At 49.1% G+C, this 20608-nt stretch carries 18 protein-coding genes; 16 read left to right on the top strand and 2 right to left on the bottom strand.

Annotation, left to right across the window (positions count from 1 at the left end):
• Window positions 1-73 precede the first annotated feature (73 nt).
• The 10 genes from rpoS to ccoS all read left to right on the top strand — a co-directional run bounded on the left by rpoS (window position 74) and on the right by ccoS (window position 10891).
• The gene (gene rpoS, locus CODIS_RS11860) at window positions 74-1084 is read left to right on the top strand and encodes an RNA polymerase sigma factor RpoS (RefSeq protein WP_069125199.1); all 1011 of its coding nucleotides are present in this window, start codon (window positions 74-76) and stop codon (window positions 1082-1084) included.
• A 105-nt stretch (window positions 1085-1189) separates the two neighbouring features.
• Entirely contained in the window at window positions 1190-1879 is a 690-nt protein-coding gene (locus CODIS_RS11855; protein ID WP_154723107.1) for a Crp/Fnr family transcriptional regulator, read from the top strand.
• 397 nt (window positions 1880-2276) lie between these two features.
• Window positions 2277-3710, top strand: a complete 1434-nt coding sequence (gene ccoN, locus CODIS_RS11850; RefSeq protein ID WP_069125191.1) for a cytochrome-c oxidase, cbb3-type subunit I — start codon at window positions 2277-2279, stop codon at window positions 3708-3710.
• A gap of 20 nt (window positions 3711-3730) precedes the next feature.
• Complete coding sequence (ccoO, locus tag CODIS_RS11845; RefSeq protein ID WP_069125187.1) at window positions 3731-4444, top strand: cytochrome-c oxidase, cbb3-type subunit II; 714 nt, start codon at window positions 3731-3733, stop codon at window positions 4442-4444.
• 34 nt (window positions 4445-4478) lie between these two features.
• The gene (locus CODIS_RS11840; protein WP_305782111.1) at window positions 4479-4649 is read left to right on the top strand and encodes a cbb3-type cytochrome c oxidase subunit 3; all 171 of its coding nucleotides are present in this window, start codon (window positions 4479-4481) and stop codon (window positions 4647-4649) included.
• The gene (gene ccoP, locus CODIS_RS11835; protein WP_069125178.1) at window positions 4639-5490 is read left to right on the top strand and encodes a cytochrome-c oxidase, cbb3-type subunit III; all 852 of its coding nucleotides are present in this window, start codon (window positions 4639-4641) and stop codon (window positions 5488-5490) included. The genes CODIS_RS11840 and ccoP overlap by 11 nt, the downstream gene beginning before the upstream one ends.
• Before the next feature lie 437 nt (window positions 5491-5927).
• Window positions 5928-7364, top strand: a complete 1437-nt coding sequence (gene ccoG, locus CODIS_RS11830) for a cytochrome c oxidase accessory protein CcoG (RefSeq protein ID WP_069125174.1) — start codon at window positions 5928-5930, stop codon at window positions 7362-7364.
• 81 nt (window positions 7365-7445) lie between these two features.
• Complete coding sequence (locus CODIS_RS11825) at window positions 7446-7949, top strand: FixH family protein (protein ID WP_069125169.1); 504 nt, start codon at window positions 7446-7448, stop codon at window positions 7947-7949.
• Between the two features lie 14 nt (window positions 7950-7963).
• On the top strand, window positions 7964-10474 hold the full coding sequence (locus CODIS_RS11820; RefSeq protein WP_201259029.1) for a heavy metal translocating P-type ATPase: 2511 nt from the start codon (window positions 7964-7966) through the stop codon (window positions 10472-10474).
• Between the two features lie 213 nt (window positions 10475-10687).
• Window positions 10688-10891: a cbb3-type cytochrome oxidase assembly protein CcoS gene (ccoS, locus tag CODIS_RS11815; RefSeq protein ID WP_069125165.1), complete on the top strand. Its 204-nt coding sequence runs from the start codon at window positions 10688-10690 to the stop codon at window positions 10889-10891.
• Window positions 10892-10931: 40 nt separating this feature from the next.
• Here ccoS and CODIS_RS11810 read toward each other — a convergent pair whose 3' ends face one another.
• Window positions 10932-11612: a hypothetical protein gene (locus CODIS_RS11810; protein WP_069125494.1), complete on the bottom strand. Its 681-nt coding sequence runs from the start codon at window positions 11610-11612 to the stop codon at window positions 10932-10934.
• A gap of 361 nt (window positions 11613-11973) precedes the next feature.
• On the opposite strand from CODIS_RS11810, the gene CODIS_RS11805 reads away from it, so the two are divergent.
• Complete coding sequence (locus CODIS_RS11805) at window positions 11974-12531, top strand: hypothetical protein (RefSeq protein WP_069125161.1); 558 nt, start codon at window positions 11974-11976, stop codon at window positions 12529-12531.
• Here the strand turns inward: CODIS_RS11805 and CODIS_RS11800 are convergent.
• Entirely contained in the window at window positions 12521-12892 is a 372-nt protein-coding gene (locus tag CODIS_RS11800) for an Mth938-like domain-containing protein (protein WP_069125157.1), read from the bottom strand. The genes CODIS_RS11805 and CODIS_RS11800 overlap by 11 nt on opposite strands.
• Window positions 12893-13198: 306 nt before the next feature.
• Here CODIS_RS11800 and alaC point away from each other — a divergent pair, with 306 nt between their 5' ends.
• The 5 genes from alaC to CODIS_RS11775 all read left to right on the top strand — a co-directional run bounded on the left by alaC (window position 13199) and on the right by CODIS_RS11775 (window position 20467).
• A complete protein-coding gene (gene alaC / locus CODIS_RS11795; protein ID WP_069125153.1) occupies window positions 13199-14389 on the top strand; it encodes an alanine transaminase in 1191 nt (396 codons plus the stop codon).
• 34 nt (window positions 14390-14423) lie between these two features.
• The gene (locus CODIS_RS11790; RefSeq protein ID WP_069125148.1) at window positions 14424-15737 is read left to right on the top strand and encodes a homoserine dehydrogenase; all 1314 of its coding nucleotides are present in this window, start codon (window positions 14424-14426) and stop codon (window positions 15735-15737) included.
• A gap of 140 nt (window positions 15738-15877) precedes the next feature.
• Entirely contained in the window at window positions 15878-17020 is a 1143-nt protein-coding gene (gene thrC / locus CODIS_RS11785) for a threonine synthase (protein ID WP_069125144.1), read from the top strand.
• Window positions 17021-17054: 34 nt separating this feature from the next.
• A complete protein-coding gene (locus CODIS_RS11780) occupies window positions 17055-18083 on the top strand; it encodes a hypothetical protein (RefSeq protein ID WP_069125139.1) in 1029 nt (342 codons plus the stop codon).
• Between the two features lie 974 nt (window positions 18084-19057).
• Window positions 19058-20467, top strand: a complete 1410-nt coding sequence (locus CODIS_RS11775; protein WP_069125134.1) for a right-handed parallel beta-helix repeat-containing protein — start codon at window positions 19058-19060, stop codon at window positions 20465-20467.
• Window positions 20468-20608 lie beyond the last annotated feature (141 nt).

The raw sequence follows: 20608 nt of genomic DNA, 5'->3' as shown, positions 1-20608 counted from the left end.
ATGGATTCACGGCTGTGAAAACAACCCTGATGAGCTTCAGGTCCAAGCGTGTCCTGGTTGATGGAGATGTGAGATGAGTAAAAGTCCTGTAGAGCCTGATGATTCGGATGAAAGTCCGATCATTGATGATCTCGCGGAAGATGAAGTCATCCTGTCGGATGATGCGGATGAGAGTGAAGAGATCGTACAAGACAAAGCCGAGGAAGATATCAGTGATGTCTTGAAGATCAAATCACCTGAACCGGGCGATGCACAGATGGATGCCACCCGGCTCTATCTCAATGAAATAGGGATATCGAAACTACTCACTGCAGAAGAGGAGGTCTACTACGCCAGGCTGGCTCAAAAAGGCGATCAGCCAGCAAGGCAGCGCATGATCGAAAGCAACCTCCGACTGGTAGTGAAGATAGCTCGTCGCTACATGAATCGCGGGCTTGCACTCCTTGATCTCATCGAGGAGGGTAACCTGGGGTTGATTCGGGCAGTGGAGAAGTTTGATCCTGAAAGGGGTTTCCGATTTTCAACCTACGCCACATGGTGGATTCGGCAGACCATCGAGCGGGCGATCATGAATCAGACACGCACGATCCGCCTTCCGATCCACGTTGTGAAAGAGATTAATGTCTATCTGCGAGCCGCCAGAAAGCTTGCACAAACCCTTGATCACGAACCCAGTTCAGAGGAGATCGCCGATCTTCTCGACAGGCCGATCGATGAAGTCAAACGCATGCTGGGGCTGAATGAGCGTGTAACCTCCGTGGATACCCCATTCGGCAAGGATGCCGATAAACCATTACTCGATACCATCGCTGATGAAAAGAGTATGGATCCGACGGTGGATATCCAGAATGACGGGCTGAATGCCAATCTCGATCGGTGGCTGAGTAAACTCAACGACAAACAGCGAGAGGTGGTGGAACGCCGTTTTGGTCTTCACGGCTATGAAAACTCCACCCTTGAACAGGTGGCGAACGAACTCGGTGTGACCCGCGAACGCGTCAGACAGATCCAGATGGATGCCCTCAGGCGCCTGCGTGATATCCTAGAGAGGGACGGTTTTTCGGTAGATTCGATTTTTAAGTGATGAACCTCGCGACGGGGTGACCGTAAACTCAAATCCGGCATAAATTGAACAGTGCAAAAGTCTTGTTGCCTTATTGATACCCGAAATCTTGAGGGCCAGCTCGAGGTGGCATGCAGAGAGTGTGGCCTCGATCCCATGTGTCAGGTTCTGGAGTATGCAGAGCCGGGTAGCGGTGTGCCGTCCGGTATCCTGTTGAGGCGACAGTCGGTAAAGAAAGGGGAGATGCTGTTCGGTGTCGGGCAGTTGTTTAAGTCTGTCTATGCCGTAAAATCGGGATCATTTAAAGCGATGGTACCCGATCTCAATCGGCAGGAACGGGTCGTTGGATTCTATCTGCCCGGTGATTTGATTGGGATCGAGGGGATGGCGAATCAACACTATTCCTATTCGGTACGGGCACTTGAAGCAGGATCCGTCTGTGTCTTGGACATTGGTCGGCTGACTGAAAGCGGACGCTCTACCGAGGCCTTACAGCGTGCGCTGATCGATATGCTCGGGAGGGAGGTCGCATTGTATCACTCCCAGACCGCCTCATTGATACGGCAGAACGCGGATCAGCGTCTGGCTGCCTTCATCCTCGCCTTGGCGCTGCGTACCTCGTTACGTGGTCTGGGTGGAGATAGGCTCTATTTGGGCATGTCAAGAAGTGATATGGCCAGTTATCTTGGTCTTGCTCGGGAAACGGTTAGCCGGGTACTGACAAGGTTTCAGAAAGAGGGATTGATCCAACTGCGGAATCAGACTCTTACGCTGCTCAGTTGGGATGGATTGCAGCAGGTTGCTGCTTCCCGTTAGAGTATCCCATCCTCGAAAGCACGGATTCTCAGCTGGTTTTTAGAGACAGTGTGGCTGTCTGTATTTAATCCTGCCATTCAGGGCTGCTCCGCTGACAGAGCCAAACAACTCGTTTCTTCTATCATCCGCACTCGGTTAATCAAAAAATGGTGTTTTTTTCAACTTTCGTTGATCTATGTCAATTTATATGATGAGCCTATAAATTTCTTTTTGCATCAATCCCTTATCTCGTTAGTGGGTCATTAGATTTTTCTAATGTTCGTATTGACATCTGAGTCATTTAAGAGTGATATATGTCACGCTGCAATTGTGGCATATGACATAGTTGGAGTGGTAGGGCTTTTCTGAAAAGTCAAATTTTAAAGTCTTGTTCAATTTAGTTTTATGAGGGGGGTTCATGGACGCCGCAGCCGAGCAGAAATACAACTTCGCAGTTGTACGCTGGTTTACCGTCATGGCCGTAGTCTACCTTGTCGTAGGCGCATTGGTGGGTGTTTACATCGCCGCCGAACTGGCATGGCCATTTCTAAACTTCGATTTACCGTACATCACTTTCGGGCGTCTACGTCCGCTTCACACCAATGCCGTCATCTTCGCCTTCGGCGGATGTGCACTGATGGCAACCTCGTTCTACAGCGTTCAACGCACCTGTGGCGTCCGGCTATGGAGTGACAAACTGGCTTGGTTCGCTTTTTGGGGCTGGAATCTGATCATTGTCTCTGCAGTGATCACCCTACCTCTCGGCATCACCACCGCAAAGGAGTACGCCGAGCTGGAGTGGCCGATCGACCTGGCAATCGCCGTGGTCTGGCTGGTCTATTCATTCAACTTCATTATGACCATGGCAACCCGTAAGACATCGCACATCTATGTCTCCAACTGGTTCTTCCTGGGTATGATGGTGATGATCACCTACCTCCACGTGGTCAACAGCCTGGCTGTCCCGGTTGACCTGTTCAAATCCTATTCAGCCTTTTCCGGTGTTCAGGATGCGATGATCCAGTGGTGGTACGGACATAATGCGGTGGGCTTCTACCTGACCGCCGGCTTCTTGGGCATCATGTACTACTTCGTACCCAAACAGGCCGGTCGTCCTGTCTATTCCTACCGTCTCTCCGTGATCCACTTTTGGGCGCTGATGTTCGGTTATGTATGGCTGGGTTCACACCATCTGCAATACACCGCGCTTCCTGATTGGGCAGGATCCCTGGGTGCCGCGGTTTCCCTGGCAATGATCATTCCGTCCTGGGGTGGTGCTGTAAACGGCATGATGACCCTTTCCGGAGCCTGGGATAAACTGCGTACGGACTACATCCTGCGATTCATGATCATGTCCCTGGCCTTCTACGCCATGTCCACATTCGAAGGACCGGTCATGTCTCTGAAGACAGTGAACGCGCTCTCCCACTACACTGACTGGACAGTCGGTCATGTGCATTCAGGTGCCCTGGGTTGGGTGGCCATGGTCGCTATCGGCGCCATCTATCATCTGATGATGCGTACCTTCCACACCGAAATGTGGTCCATGAAACTGATCAACGCTCATTTCTGGACTGCCACCATCGGTGCGGTCATCTACATCGTCGCGATGTGGGTATCCGGTATCATGCAGGGCTTGATGTGGCGTGCCTATGATGAGTACGGCACTCTGGCCTACACCTTTGCTGAGTCTGTTGAAGCCATGCATCCATACTACGCCATGCGTACGGTGGGTGGTGCGATCTTCCTGCTTGGTGCATTGATGATGCTGATCAACGTCCTGATGACCGTTGCTAAAGCATCCAGTGAAGGTAGCCTGCAGCAAGCACGTACCGCTGCGGCAACTGCTTAATTTTAAGGGGGTTTCGCAAAATGGCGAATGAAAACCAATCAACAGGCTTCCAGGAGAAGATGGAGAAGAACGTTTGGTTGCTTCTGCTTATCCTGGCTTTGTCTCTTACCGTGGGCGGTATCGTCGAGATCGTACCGTTATTTACTATGAAGTCCACCATGGAGCACAATGCTGCACCTGAACTGGTCTGGCAACGTCAGCCCGGTCAGACGCTCCATGACCATAAACCTGGCGACGGTGTGCGTCCCTATACCGCCCTTGAGCTGGCGGGGCGCGACATCTATCAGAGAGAAGGTTGCTATACCTGCCACTCACAGATGGTTCGTCCTTTCCGTGATGAGAAAGAGCGTTACGGCCACTACTCTCTGGCATCAGAATCCATGTACGACCATCCCTTTCAATGGGGATCCAAGCGTACCGGTCCTGACTTCGCCAGACTCGGCGGTAAATACTCCGATGACTGGCAACGCAAGCATCTACGCGCACCGCGATCAGTTGTACCGGAGTCCGTTATGCCCAACTATCCATGGCTGAAAGATAATTTGGTCGAGGGTAAGGATATGGCGGCGCGGTTCTCGGTTATGAGATTGCTGGGTGTCCCATATACCGATGAAGATATCGCCAGCGCCAACGGCGAACTGGTGGGCAAGACTGAAGAGGATGCCATGGTGGCATACCTGCAGGTCTTGGGGACCATGGCAAAGCTTGACGAGAACAAGGTCTATCGTGAGTAGTTTCATCGAGCATTTTCAAACTGATTGGGAGGCTATGACTACCAGTGATTGGGTAGGCCTGATCATGACGGTGGTCACCTTCATACTCATGGTAGGCGTATATTTCTACGCCTTACGTCCGAAAAATCGGGACAAGCTGGAGAAGAACCGCTTTATCCCGATGGATGATGATGCAATTGATAGCGGAGAGAAAAATGGCGGATAACAATTCTTTTCCGGGTGAAAACAATACCGGACACGTGTGGGACGACAACCTCCGGGAGTTGACCAATCCCCCACCGCGTTGGTGGATGCTGGCCTTCTGGGCCTCGGTGATCTGGTGGGTCGTTTACGGTGTTCTCTACCCCATGTGGCCAGTAGGCCATGAGTCAAACAAAGGTCTCATAGGCTGGACTCAGATGGATGAGTACATTAAGGGTGTCGATGAGGTGGAAGCGATCCGTGCCGAGTTCGAGACGCAGATTAAAGGCATGTCAGCAGCGGAGATTTTGGTGGCACCTGGTCTTTCCCAATATGCAGTCGCCTCAGCCAAGGTGCTGTATGGTGACAACTGTGCTCCCTGTCATGGTGGAGGCGGTCAGGGCGGTCCAGGCTATCCTGTTCTCGCTGACGATGATTGGCTCTATGGCGGTACCATCGAGAACATTCAACAGACCATCACGATGGGTCGAAAAGGTATCATGACGGCACATGGCAAGATCTTGTCCGATACTGAAATCGATAGCTTGTCAAAGGCGATCGAGGCAGGTGATCCGATGTCAGATCCCAACTTTACCCAAAAGGGCTGTATTGCTTGTCATGGCATGGACGGTAAAGGTATGGCTGTCCTGGGTTCGGCAAACCTGACCGATGGTATATATCGTTTTGCGCCTGCTGAGGGTGAAAGCCTATTGGATAGTATAAAGCACACCATCAAGTATGGCGTGAACGATGCGACCGAGCCGAAATCGCGTGAAGCCGTTATGCCGAAATTCGGTGAAAGACTGTCAGCGGATGACATCAAGAAGCTGGCTGTTTATGTACACAAGTTCGGTGGCGGCCAGTAGACCTAAGACTGGATAACTATCCACTGAACTGGCATTTTTTCCACCATGACCCTGTGCGACAGGAAGCCACACAGGGTCTTAGAAGAGTTAGGGGATTGCTATGAACGGAGATGCAGTATTCTGGGGTTCGATTGCAACTGTGGTTCTAGCCATAGTTATTTTCGTCTATCTTGCATTCAAGATAAGAAGCCTCATGAAGAGTGATGCCGAAAAGCACAATAGCTGAGCAAACAGATCGTTGACATATAAAAAGGGGGGGAAACCCCCCTTTTTATATGGATTAAGGATAAATTCCGGAAAATCAGCAGTCGGAAATATGATTAGGGACGGTTGTTTAATTGATGCTAATGTATTGATAAATCGCATTGGCGTGTAATTATGCTAGCATTTATCATTTTGCCCTGAACGACATCACTGATTTCACAGGAGTTGATCCCTTGAGCGGAAATGAAAACACGACAGCCCAACAGTCTGTGGTGGATGACCTTTATGCGGAGTCGGTGCATTGGCATCTCAATACCGGCGAGGAGACCATTCATGCCAAGCGCATGGGGGGGTACTGGCGTAACATTAAATGGCTGAGCGCTGCGGTTTGGATCATCTTTTTCATCGGTCCCTATTTTCAGTGGGGTGATCGGCAGGCGGTTCTTTTCGATATCCCCAATCGCCAGTTCCATATCTTAGGCATAACCATACTGCCGCAAGATTTCTGGATGCTCTCCCTGACACTGCTCTTCTTTGCCCTTTTGTTGGCAGTAGCCACGGCATTAGCCGGTCGTGTCTATTGCGGCTTTTTCTGTTTTCAGACGGTTTGGACCGATGTGTTTACCTGGTTGGAGGATAAGCTCGAGGGTTCGCCCCAAAAACGGCGAAAACTTGAAAAGGCGCCCATCAGTTTCTCTAAGGTAAGAATCAAGGTAACCAAGCATATCCTCTGGCTCGTTATCTCGATAGTGACCGGCATCAGCTTTGTCGCCTGGTTCTATGACGTCTTCGATCTATGGCGTGATCTGTTTACTTTACAGGCCAGCGCGGTCGCATATGGCACCATCGCATTGTTTACCGCAGGCACCTATGTCCTCGCGGGTTATATGCGTGAGCAGGCCTGTTTCTGGCTCTGTCCCTATGCCCGTATACAGGGTGTTATGATCGATAAGACGACGGTAGTACCTACCTATGATTTTCATCGTGGCGAACCTCGGGGCAGAATCAAGAAAGGGCAACCCGAAGAGGAGAGAACCACAGGGGATTGCGTCGACTGCAAACAGTGTATTGCTGTCTGTCCCACAGGTGTGGACATTCGTCATGGCCAACAGGAGGGCTGTATCATGTGCGCCCTCTGTATCGATGCCTGTGATGAGGTCATGGTGAAGATCGGTCGGCCGAAAGGTTTGATTCGATATGAATCCTATGAGGCCCTGGAGGCGAACAAGAAACCACAACCGCTCTACAAACGGCCAAGGGTATGGATCTATGCGGCGATCATGTCGGCTGCCGTGATAGGTATAGCCTATGGATTGACCTCTCTGGCACCGCTGGAGTTGAAGGTCATCCATGATCGTCAGCCGCTTTTCGTGCTGCAGAGTGATGGCAGCATCCAGAACAAATACACCTTGAAGATTCTCAATAAGTTGACTGAGGATCTTTCGGTCAAAGTTTCGGCACAGGGACTTGAGGGTTTGATTATGGTGGATGAGGATCAGGTGACTACCGCAAGGCGTGGAAAGGTAACGGCACGGACGGTGTTTCTTCGAGTACCGAAAGAGTTGTTGACCGCTGAAACCTCCCCGGTCAAGTTCACAGTACAAGGAGAGTATGACGGCCAGCTGTTGAAAGGCAGTCGGGATAGTGTCTTTATCGGCCCTAAGCGTTAGAATCAGTGAGTCTGAATTTGAGGGCGGGCGCAAAAGCCCGCCCTTTTTAATTGTTCTTCCAAAAAGTTATAATCCACCGCTATGACAGAGAAAAAATCAGCCTGGCAAAGTCCGTGGGTCATCGCCTGGGTGGCCATGGTGGTGATCTTCTTCACCATGAACATGATCATGATCTACCTCGCCATCGACAATAATCCGGGTTTGGTGGTGGATGATTTCTACGAACGCGGCGAGGATTATGAAGAAAACATGCTCAAAAAGCAGGCAAGAAATCCCGGTTGGATCATGAGCATAGATATGCCCCGAAAAATCGATGTCGGCCAGTCGGTTGTCTGTCGTTTTACGGTGAAGGACAAAGTGGGGAATCCCATCTCCCGGGATGGTGTGACCTTTTATGCCTATCGTCCGTCTGACGCCAAACAGGACTTTTCCGTTGCCATGAATCAAGTTGGGCCTGGTGAGTATGAAGCTGAGGTGAGCTTCCCTCTGAAGGGGGCCTGGGATGCCTTGGTCAGTATTAAAAACGGGGAAGATGAATACAATACGCCCAAGCGAATTGGCGTTGGAATTGATTGGATCCCTTGAGTATCTCTCCTTTAGTGCAAGCCAATCATTCAGAGGAAGACAGTCCGGAGGCCTGCTTTCACTGCAATCTGCCTGTTCCGCCTAAAGAGGATATAGTCGCCGAGATTGACGGTGAACCTCAACATTTCTGTTGTCTGGGGTGCAAAGCGGTATGCGAGGCGATCTATGCAGCGGGATTGGATGGATTCTACCTGCGCACCCCGGAAGATGGTTGTCTAGCTCCACCACCCGAAATCCCCAAGGAACTTGCACTCTACGATCTGGATGAGGTGCAGGAAGAGTTTGTCGATGACCTGGGGGAGGAGAGAGAGATACATCTGCTGATCGAAGGCATTCACTGTGCCGCCTGCGTCTGGCTCATTGAGCATACCCTGAATGCCGAAGCCGGAGTAACCTCGGCCCAGGTCAATCTGTCCGGAAAGCGGCTGCATGTGAAATGGCACAACAGCGCCATCAGTCTGTCCCGGATCATCAAACGTCTAGGCCAGATAGGCTACGCGGCGGTACCGTACGACCCGGAAATTGCTGAGGGTTCGCTGAAAAAGCAGAACCGTAATTTACTCTACCGCATGGCCTTTGCCGCATTCGGTATGATGAATCTGCTCTGGGTATCCATAGCACTCTATTCGGGTGCCAACGAGGGAGAGTTCCGCTCCCTCTTTCACTGGATCGGATTCGCTTTGGCAACACCTGTGTTGCTTTATTCAGGCTACCCCTTCTACCGTGGTGCCTGGTCCGGTTTGCGCAATCTCCATCTAGGCATGGATCTACCCATCGCCATCGGGGCCTCGATCACCTATCTCTATTCTGTCTATGTGACTGTAACCGGGAGCCTGATAGGCGAGGTCTACTACGATACGGTGGTCAATTTCCTGTTTGTTATTCTGGTCGGCCGCTATCTGGAGGCGATCTCTAAACGCCAGGCGGTAGCTGCAACACAACGTCTGCTGGACCTCCAGCCCAGGGTGGCAACCTGCCTGGTAGATGGTGAGGAGAAAATCGTTCCTATCCGGGCTGTCGGTACCGACGACACAGTCATGGTCAAACCCGGTGAAAGGATACCCGTAGATGGTGTTGTCACCAATGGGCATAGCAGTGTCGACGAGGCTATGCTCACGGGAGAGTCTCAGGCAGTCAATAAGAAGGAAGGCGACATAGTTTCTGCGGGCACCATCAATGCTCATGGTGTTTTACAGGTTAAGGTTACCGGTTCCCTGAAGAATACGGCGCTTGGGCGTATTATACGTCTGGTTGAGGAGGCTCAAGGTTCCAAAGCTCCAATCCAGTGTCTTGCAGATCAGATTGTACCCTGGTTCGTGGCGGTAACACTGCTATTGGCGACGACGACCTTTCTTTTTTGGGTCGATAACTCTTTTGAAGTGGCATTATTGGCTGCCACTTCAGTGCTCATTATCACCTGTCCCTGCGCCTTTGGCTTAGCAACGCCCATGTCCATCGCGGTGGCATCCGGACTGGGTGCGAAATACGGCATCTTGGTCAAGAACGGTGAAGTGCTTGAAACCCTTTCATCGATTAATCATGTTGTCTTTGACAAGACAGGCACCCTGACAGAGGGTGGCATGTCGGTGGTCGGGATCTATACAGAAGAGGCTGAATGGGGAGTGAACCAAACCACCCCTCCAGCCGAATCGGTGGTTGAGCTTATGCAAAAGGCATTCGCCATAGAGCGGTTTTCCGAGCACCCTACTGCCCAGGCGGTTACAAGTTGGTACCAAGCGTTTGCATCGGGTACAACCCGATTGAAGGGGAGTGAGTTTAAATATAGGCCTGGCCTGGGCGTCTCTGGGATTGTGGCGGATCAGCAACTCTGTGCCGGTAATTCGGTGATGATGGGTAACGAAGGGCTAGCACGATCTGACCGGCTTGAGCAGTTCGCCCGGCAATTGGGAGAACAAGGCGTGGGCTCATTTTACATCGGCATAGATGGCCGCCAGGTCGGATTGGTTGCGGTCGAGGATAGGATACGGCCGGATGCCAGGGAGTTGATCTCTGATCTCAAGGCAGAGGGTCTGCATCTCACCCTGCTGAGCGGTGATCGCCAACAGGCGGCAGAGGCGATTGCGCATCGTCTGGGTGGTATGGACGTGATTGCTGAGGTATTGCCGGAGCAGAAAGATCAGGTGGTGCAGCGACTGCAGGAACAGGGGCAACGGGTGGCAATGGTGGGTGATGGCGTCAATGATGCGCCGGCCTTGGTTCGGGCGGATGTGGGCATTGCGATGGGATCAGGAACCGATGTATCCATTGCCAGTGCGGATATAGTGTTGATGAGTAGTGAACTGGAGAAAGTGAGGCTCGCCATTGGTCTCTCCAGACGGACTCTTTTGACCATCCGTCAAAATATCGGTATTTCAATCGTCTACAATATCATTATGGTTCCGCTGGCCATGGCGGCATTTGTCACACCATTGGTCGCTGCTATTTCGATGCCACTCAGTTCATTGGCGGTAATTGGAAATTCGGCACGTATACGAACTTTATTCAAGGGGGTTAGAGCGCAGTAACAATATCTGCGAGCCCATGCTGGAATAGTTGTAACTTGAATCAGACAGGCATATTGTTTCAGCAACCTGTAAACTGTACGCGAGAGAAACGACAGGATTGAATGTCGATTGTTTTCGTCAGTATAAGAGAGCCGGGAATCCGCCTGATCGCCAGGCAGACCTGGAGGTATTTCTACCTCGGTTTGTGGTTAGTCAATCTATTGGAGCTGCTAGATGGATGTCATTTATGGTTTGATACCCGGCATGATTCTTTTAGGACTTGCAGCAGTCGGAGTACTGTTTTGGGCAGCCCGAAGTGGCCAGTTTGATGACCTGGATGGGGAAGCCCACCGTATTCTGATGGACGATGACATCAAAACGACTAGGAAGAAGACAATACCCAAACAGATGATGCCGGATGCTGAAGATCAGGAGTGACTTATCAGGATCGATTGGGTCTGTGTGAACAGGCCCCAGATCATTTTCCCCTTTCACCTGTGTCGTGCGTGATATGTTCCACAAAGGACGGAATCCTCTCCAGGGGCATATATTGAATCAGCTCTTTTCCTTCAGGATTGACTCCGATACTCAGGCCTTTATGGGGATAGATCCAGTGTGTCATGCCACTCTCACCCTCACTGATTCTCTCCGAAGGTTCGCCGAATCGGCTGAGAATGAGTGACTCATCCAGGTTAGCTGCCGGTACGTAGTTGATCAATTCGATAGGAAGGTTGGCCGCCAGGAGTTGGTCTTCACTGGATAATTCAACCTTATGTATGGTCCCGGATGTCCTGCTGATACGGGATCCCCGGTTGAACAATCCTTGTAGTTGGGCTGTTTCAGCCTTCAGAACCAATATAATGTCAGCCCGTAAACCGCTCAGGAAGACCCTCTCAAAATAGGCCTCCAGCGCTGGATCTCCGGTTTCAGCAAGAAACATATTGATTTCCCCCTGCTCCTGAAAGACCTCACGGGCATCAACGAGGCGGCTGCGATTCAGGGTAAGATCGAACACTTCAACTTCATTGTTTGCATTGATAGTAATATCCCAAGGCAGTCTGGGATTGGTGTCTACTGTACGACCGCCAGGCAAAAGTATCGCTAGAGCGATCGCTACCAGCGACAACGAGACAACCCAAAAAATTATCTTTTTTTCCATATGTAAATCCGATACCAGAATTATCTTTTCAATGATCGACAGCGATGAGAATTGTGCCAGGTTGTGTGGACCTGCGTATATCTGTCCAATCGCCCCTAATCTTGCAGGAATTCTACCTTGGGAAGCGGTATTTCGCTTATAACAATTCTCAAAGAGCATCCATGGGCCGGTATGGTGATCTATATCATACTGTTTTTAATACTTAATCAGCAAAATAATGGCTTGTGAAAAAGCTGATTAATGAGATTGAGGGGTGAATAGGTGTGCAATCTTTCCGTTGCTTACAGCTTCGTAGTGATGCATTCATACAGATCCGGTGGTAGTCTCATATTTCAGTTGATGATCGTTTAGGCTCAGATAGATGAAATTCGAGATTTCCGATGATTTGGTGCATAAAGCCAAGATTCCACACGATATCTTTCTTACCAATCTGATAGGTAACCATATCCTGTGGTTTGTGGCGGCGTTGGGACTTGTTCGCTCATACTGGCAACCCCTGGCACTGGTGCCCATCCTCTCTTTCGTGGCGCTCTTTTACACACTATGGCGGGCCAGGAAATCACAGGATCCCTGGTATGTCTGGGTGCATTGGCAGATTGCGGCTGAGCGCAGCCGTATCTTTATCTATATGTTGCTGGCCGTTCTCGTTGTATGGTTCTTGGGTTGGATCGGATTTACCTATTTCGATATGAAAAAGGTTGCTGTGATGGCACTGATCGGAGGGGTTGGTATATTGCCTATTATGGTCACGGTATTGATCCTGATTCTCATGGAATCAGATGCATTGCACCAGGCATCATCGTGTCGATTGGGTAAAAGCGCGGTGAAAAGATATCCCTACCCAGAGGATGTTGTTGTACTGGAGTATGACAGTGATGAGGATGCTCATGTCGAAGCAGAGGAAGGGGTTAAATCATAAACAGCGCGGCGGCCACGCGACGCCCCTCTGACATCAGGATATTATAGGTTCGGCAAGCCGCGGCCGTATTCATTACCTCAAGTCCGATCTGGTTCTGCATCAGTGGCTGTGCCAGGCTGGGATGCGGAAAGTGTTGTTTGTCACCGGTTCCCAGAATGACGATTTCGGGAGAGAGTTCAGCGAGAAAGCTGAAATCCTCCTGCCTGAGATCGAGAAAACTGCCGGGACGCCATGCTGAGATGATTCGATCAGGGAGCACTATGCAGTTTTCTCTGTAAATGACCCCGCTGACGGTGACTTCACCCTGATCATAACGTTGAATAGAGAGGCCATCGCTGGCCTCGTCGAGTATGAATTTCATGAGCAGACCATACCCTATTCCAACCTAGGAAAAAAGTCAGTTTCCGGCCGATCAATGGTTGCTGAGCGACTACGGTGTATCTTGAATTCTGTTTTCCACCGGGACGTAACTCTAACTTTCCATGCGGCAATCGTCTTGCATTGGATCGCTGGTGTAATGTTCTTTACGTTCACGGCACGAAACCGCTGATCTGACTTATCAATCTGGATCTATCTCATCTTGTCAATTGATCTTTGATAGTGGGTCAGTTAACTTTACCTCTTTTAACCCAATAGAAAAGTCGAGGTTCTCGTGTCAACGCCAGAGATGGAAGAGTTCCGCAGAATCAAGCGGTTGCCGCCCTATGTGTTCGCTATTGTCAATGAACTCAAGGCGGCGGCACGAGCGCGTGGGGAAGATATCATCGACTTCGGCATGGGAAACCCGGATCAACCAACACCCCAGCACATCGTCGACAAGTTGTGTGAAGTGGCGAACCGAAAGGATACCCATCGCTATTCCATGTCAAAAGGCATACCTCGACTGCGTCGCGCCATGAGCAACTGGTACAAGTCCCGTTACGATGTGGCGCTGGACCCCGAGACCCAGGTGATTGCCACAATTGGCTCAAAAGAGGGTCTGGCCCATCTTGCACTGGCCTGTATGGGGCCGGGTGATTCGGTATTGGTGCCAAATCCGGCCTATCCCATACACCCTTACGGCTTCATCATCGCAGGGGCCGACGTGCGTCACGTTCCAATGGTGCCGGGTATCGACTTTTTCGATGAGCTGGTGAAATCGATCAAAGACTCCTGGCCGCGTCCAAAGATGTTGGTGCTCAATTTTCCAGGGAATCCAACCACACAATGCGTCGATCTGGAATTTTTCGAGAAGGTGGTGGAGATTGCAAAAGAGTACAATATCTGGGTTGTGCATGACCTGGCATATGCCGATATTGTATTCGACGGTTATGTCGCGCCATCAATTCTGCAAGTGCCTGGAGCTGACGAGATAGCCGTTGAATTCTACTCTTTGTCAAAGAGCTACAACATGCCCGGTTGGCGGGTTGGGTTTATGTCGGGTAACAAAACCCTCGTTGCTGCCCTGGCCCGGATCAAATCCTATCTGGATTATGGCACTTTCACGCCGATTCAGGTGGCGGCTATCGCTGCCCTTGAAGGCCCGCAGGATGTGGTTAAAGAGATTTGCGGTATGTACCAGAACCGTCGTGATGTACTCTGTGACGGTTTAAATAATGTCGGCTGGCGGGTGGAAAAACCCAAAGCGACAATGTTCGTTTGGGCGCCTATTCCAGATGCATATAAATCAATGGGATCGCTTGAGTTTTCCAAGAAACTTCTGAGTGAAGCTAAAGTGGCGGTCTCCCCGGGTATCGGTTTCGGCGAACATGGTGACGACCATGTAAGGTTCGGATTAATAGAAAATGAGCACCGGACCAGGCAAGCTGTGCGTGGAATCCGTGATATGTTTCGTAATGATGGTTTAAAAGCCTCATAAACTAATTGGACTTATTACAGCAGGAGTAGAGATCTTGAATCCAGTTAAAGTTGGTTTGTTGGGACTCGGGACCGTGGGTGGTGGTACGCTGAATGTTCTGACCCGCAATGCCGATGAAATCGCTCGCAGGGCAGGCCGGGGCATCCAGATTACCCATGCGGCAGCAAAGCAATACGACCCCAGTCAGCTCATCGGACTAGAGAGTGTGGAGGTTACCGATGATGCCTTTTCCGTGGTGGAGAACCCTGAGCTGGAGATTATCATTGAGTTGATCGGAGGTTATACTCCTGCACGTGAATTGGTCTTGAAGGCGATCGAGAATGGCAAGCATGTCGTCACCGCCAATAAGGCGTTGATTGCCATGCACGGCAATGAAATCTTCGAGGCGGCTCAACAAAAGGGTGTAATGGTTGCCTTTGAGGCCGCCGTCGCGGGTGGAATTCCAATCATTAAAGCGGTTCGTGAGGGGTTGGCGGCAAACCATATTGAGTGGATTGCGGGAATTATCAATGGCACCGGCAATTTCATACTTTCAGAGATGCGTGACAAAGGGCGTGAGTTTGCCGATGTCCTCAAAGAGGCACAGGCTTTGGGTTACGCCGAGGCGGATCCGACCTTTGATGTGGAAGGTATCGATGCTGCACACAAGTTGACCATCCTCGGTTCCATTGCCTTTGGTATTCCACTCCAATTTGAAAAGACCTATACCGAAGGTATCACTAAAATCGAACCGCAGGATGTTGAGTATGCGGATCAGTTTGGCTATCGGATAAAGCACCTTGGCATTACTCGCAAGACAGAGACAGGGATCGAGATGCGGGTCCACCCGACCATGATTCCCAGACGCCGTCTCATCGCCAATGTGGACGGCGTTATGAATGCCGTGTTGGTTAAAGGCGATGCGGTAGGCCCTACCCTATACTATGGCGCGGGCGCCGGCTCGAAACCTACAGCGTCGGCAGTTGTGGCGGATGTGGTCGATGTCGTGCGCATGTTGACTACAGATCCGGAAAACCGTGTACCGCATCTTGCATTTCAACCAGGTAAATTGGTTGACTTGGCGATATTACCCATCGAAGAGGTGGAAACCACTTTTTACTTACGTATGCAGGTTATCGACAGGCCGGGAGTGGTTGCTAAAATTGCCAGCATTCTGGCTGAATCGCATATCAGTATCGAAGCGATTCAGCAAAAGGAACCCAATGAAGGGGATAATACCGTTCCACTGGTTATGCTGACGCAGAAAGTCATCGAGAAACAGCTGAACAAAGCAATCGCGGAAATAGAGCAACTGGAAACTGTATTTGGGCAAGTGATGCGAATACGCGTCGAACGCCTCGATGGCTGAACTGTGATTTCTTAAGCTTGCGAAGCCATTGTAAACGTACCGGATTCAAATACTCGCAACTGTTCGATAGTAGCATTCAAATCATAATACTGGTCTGATCTCTTCGATACAGTAATTAGTTTTTTTTTGAGGTTTATATCATGCCATTCCGTACCCGCTATACAGGATTGATAGAAAGATACCGCGACAGACTGCCTGTTCATGACGACACCCGGATAATCAGTCTTGGCGAGGGTAATACACCGCTTATACGTCTTAACAACATCCCCCGACAGCTCGAGAAGGACGTGGATATCTATGTCAAGTACGAAGGGCTGAACCCAACAGGCTCCTTCAAGGACCGTGGCATGACCATGGCTGTAACCAAGGCTGTGGAAGAGGGTAGTAAAGCCATCATTTGCGCATCAACCGGAAATACTTCGGCTGCTGCTGCTGCATATGCAGCACGTGCAGGTATCACAGCATTTGTCTTGATACCGGACGGAAAGATCGCCATGGGAAAACTTGCTCAAGCAATGATGCATGGTGCGGTTACTATTCAAATAAAAGGAAATTTTGATGATGGTATGCGGTTGGTAAAAGATGTTGCCTCGCATGCCCCCGTAACCATAGTCAACTCGATCAATCCATATCGCCTGCAAGGCCAGAAAACCGCCTCTTTTGAGATAGTTGAGGAGCTGGGGCATGCACCCGACTATCATTGTTTACCGGTTGGGAATGCTGGAAACATCACCGCGCACTGGATAGGATACCGTGAATACAGCTGCACCACGGCGGATAAAGTTACAGAGGCATGTGCTTACTGTAACGGGAAATGTAAATTTGCGGGGGGTGCGGTTACAGGCAAACAACCAGTAATGGTAGGCTACCAGGCCTCCGGTTCAGCGCCATTTTTACGCGGGGGGCCCGTAGAAGATCCCGATACAGTCGCTACTGCGATACGTATTGGTAATCCGCAATCATGGCATCAGGCTTGGAAAGTCAAGGAAGAGTCTGGAGGCTGGTTCGATGAATGTACAGATGAGGAGATCCTGGCCGCACAAAAACTCCTGGCGCAGCAAGAAGGCGTATTTTGTGAACCGGCTTCAGCCACATCACTGGCAGGTGCCATGCGTGATGTCAAATCAGGAAAAATCCCCGAAGGATCAAGTATCGTGTGTACATTAACCGGTAATGGACTCAAGGACCCGGATACGGCGATACAACAATCAACATCACCTGTGCTCACGATTGATGCCGAACTTGACGAAGTTAAGCGAGCTATTTTAAATAATATGGAATAGCGACCGATTATCTGAATTGCCGTGGATATCTTAAATGAAAGATACGGGGCACATCCATCTGCTCTTGCCAGATATACTCTGGCCACAAGAGGAAAACAAACTCGAAAAGCCACCAGTCAGACCCACTACGCTTGAAAAGTACTTGACGCGTTCAAGAGTCGTTCCTTTCCAAGGCAACGATTTGACGGAAACGATGTTTAATTTGTTCGGGATCGCAAGTGATTCAGGCTCAGACTATCCGGTCGGCGCTGTTTCATATTTTGGTTATGGTGGTGAACCGGCCAAAAGGTGTTGGGCAAAAGCAACCCCGGTACATTTAATGGCAGACGGGGATAGGGTTTTATTGTTTGGCCCCGATCAATTAGATATCAAGCCAAATGAAGCGGAGAGTCTAGCCAGGGATTTTAACGATCATTTCAAACCGGATGGGTTGTCTCTTTTAATTCAATATCAAGATGACTGGTATTTACAGCTTCCGGAATGCCCGGAATTAACAACATACGATATTGATTTTGTGATTGGGCGCCATATTGAAAACTATTTACCTAATGGTACTGATAGACCTGCATGGGTGAATATTTTTAATGAAACTCAAATGCTGTTTCATCAAAGTGGCGTAAATCAACAAAGAATGGCATTGGGGCGCGCCACGATAAATGGGTTGTGGTTTTCTGGATTTGGAGGATTACCCGCTCCAGGTCAGGGATATGGCGCAATATATTCCTCATTACCGCTGGCAAAAGGACTGGCGCGACTCTCGAATACTATTCATTATGAACCGCAAAACTGCTTTGATGAGATCGGATGTATCGATGGAGAGACTATTATTGTTTATATGGGATTTGCAGATTCCAAAAGGACTTTAGACCTTGCCCAATGGGAAGATGCCTTGATGCATACCAATGATTGTCTAGACAGAGTATCCAACGGTAAATCCTGCGAAGAATTCTCTATTTACAATTGTAGGGGTGAAGCCTTTCTCGTAAGCAGGAAAAGACTGAGAAGAGGCTTTTGGAAACCCAACAAAAATATTTTCAGTGTCGCAAAAGGAAGAAGGGGATAGGTTTTACGCCAAATTCCTGATTGCACGAATGCCTGCTGGACCAGTCTAGAGTTCGAGTACAGTATATCTTGTGTGACTTACAGTTTTCCACGTATTTAATATGGGTAAATTGTACAAGTCATGATAGGGCAATAAACAATAACTGAGATCAAGTGATGCACTCACTCACCCGGCATCCTGCTTATAGGGTGTCTGATAGATTCTCCTGTTCCTGGGAAATTGATTTGTAGCTACTAGGTGAAACTGCATACGTGTGCAGCTGCATGACTGAAGACTCAATACAGGTATGTTTGCTTTATGAGGATTAACTTATTGAATAAAAAGGATATTAATCCTTCTGTACAGAACTGGTATTGGACAAGATCTACACAATTGGACATGAATCCGTTAACGAATTGGTTAAAGTCTATTATTTAAGGAAGTACAGGACTTAGTATATTAATTCGGTTGCCTGTAATGACATTAAATCCTGAATGGATTTGCGGTAATACTGCATTGCAATAGTATTTTGTGAACTTAATCATATCCAATTGCGAACTGACGCATGGAGAAACTACTATTAACTGCCGATAATAGCTTTAGATTGAGTTTTTGACACACTACAAAGCCGGGATGTTAGTTAAGTGTTTGGCATGGTTTCACTGATCTGGTAAATGTAAAATATACTATTTATCAATATGTTATGGAGTCATACTCAAGCGCCCGGAGAGCCCTGGTTGTCAGGTTTGTTGAATCAACCCGTTTGGTTGATTGCTAATGGTTTCAAACGACACGATGTGGTGATGATTCCATGAGTGGATGCCTAAAGTATCGATAGCTTGATTAAAGGCTAACATGATTAGTTGGAAAATTTATGAGTCGACTTTCCTGATAGAAATGCAGTGAATTAAATTCTCTCTCAAGGGCCACTATATGCATCACACTAGCTACTACTACTGTAATATACACAATCTATGATTGTTGAGGGTAATATCATGAAGAAGCTGTTAATTTTTACATCACTATGTCTTGCCTTCTCAGTCGCGCAAGCAAAAACGCTCTATGTCGACAATAGTACCGGCAACGATAGTACCAGTTACGAAGCTAACAGCAGTTCGAATCCATGGGCGTCCCTTGGGCGGGCCGCGTGGGGGAGCACTTCCTTAACAAACCCTAACACTGGTCAGGCCGCTCGTGCCGGTGATGTCGTGATAGTCAGGTCCGGTAGTTATAATGTCAGCTCAGGGACAGGGGAAAGATATATTCCCGTTTATAATCCTGCCAATTCAGGAACAAGTGGTAATCCAATTGTGTTCAGGGCAGAGGGTAATGTAGTTTTGAGCTCCAGCACTAATACAATAGGTGAGCCGCTTATCGGCACATATGGAAAGAGTCATATTGTCTGGGATGGTTTTATTCTTGACGAAAGAAATATCAATACGAAAGCGGATACCGGACCAGTTGTTATTTGGAGCTCCAATAATGTAACTATTCAAAATTTAACTGTAAGGGGTATTACATCTAGCTGGAATGACAATCACAATGCCATCCGAATCGAACAATCCAGAGATTCGTTAGTTCGAAACAATACCCTGTATGGGACAAGGAATGCAGGCAGAAATAGAAATGGATCGTCTATCATGCTCTATTATTCCAATAATATAACAATAGAAAACAACGATATCTCAGACAGTAGTGGTGGAATATTCGTTAAAGGGGCCAATGGTGGGCCAATGACGATCAGGTACAACTATCTCCATAATATCGATGCTGAAGGTATTGCCATAGGTGGACTGGGCACTGCGTCGGAGCAATATGGTGGAGAGATTTACCAGAATATCGTTCGCGATAGTAGTGCCGGTATCACTTTTATCGGATACGATTCAGTCAGTCCAGCCAACGTTGATGTTGTGAACAATACTTTCTATAACTGCTCGAATGGTGGCCTCTTCTTCAAACCGAGTACGAATGGTTATAGAGATCTTGTATTTGCCAATAACATTATTGTCGGCAATACGCGTGGAATCCAGGCAGAAGATATTTCTGATTTAAGCAGTATGACGTACAGAAATAATCTTTATAGCGGTAATGGAGTAACTTCTCGTGTCAACTACAGCAATTATAGCTTTTCAAGCTGGCAGAGTAGTTTCAATAAAGACACAGTAGGTTCTATTTCATCAGATCCGGCCTTCGCAAATACAACGGCCAATACCCTGACTCTTTCGAGCAGCTCTCCGGCAATTAACGCTGGTGTAGACATATTGAACCTGCAGGGTCGAGGAACAGGCGCCAGTATCAACTTAGGTGCGCATATCACCAGCAATGATGTTATAGGAGTAACTGGTACATTACCTGAGCCGCCGGCTCCCAGCACAGTACCACCGAGCCCAGCAGTTTTGTATTAATCACCGATATACAATTAAGCGCAACAGCGGGATACCACGGATATTATCCGTGGTATCCCGCTTTTTGTGTACGCCCAGCATGGGCATGAACTGATGGGGTGGAAGTCCCCTGTAGGAGAACCACAGTCGATGATCGATGAA

The organism is Candidatus Thiodiazotropha endolucinida, from assembly GCF_001715975.1.
In the GTDB taxonomy this organism is placed as follows: Bacteria; Pseudomonadota; Gammaproteobacteria; order Chromatiales; family Chromatiaceae; genus Thiodiazotropha; species Thiodiazotropha endolucinida.
This window is presented reverse-complemented; position numbering and strand designations above follow the sequence as displayed.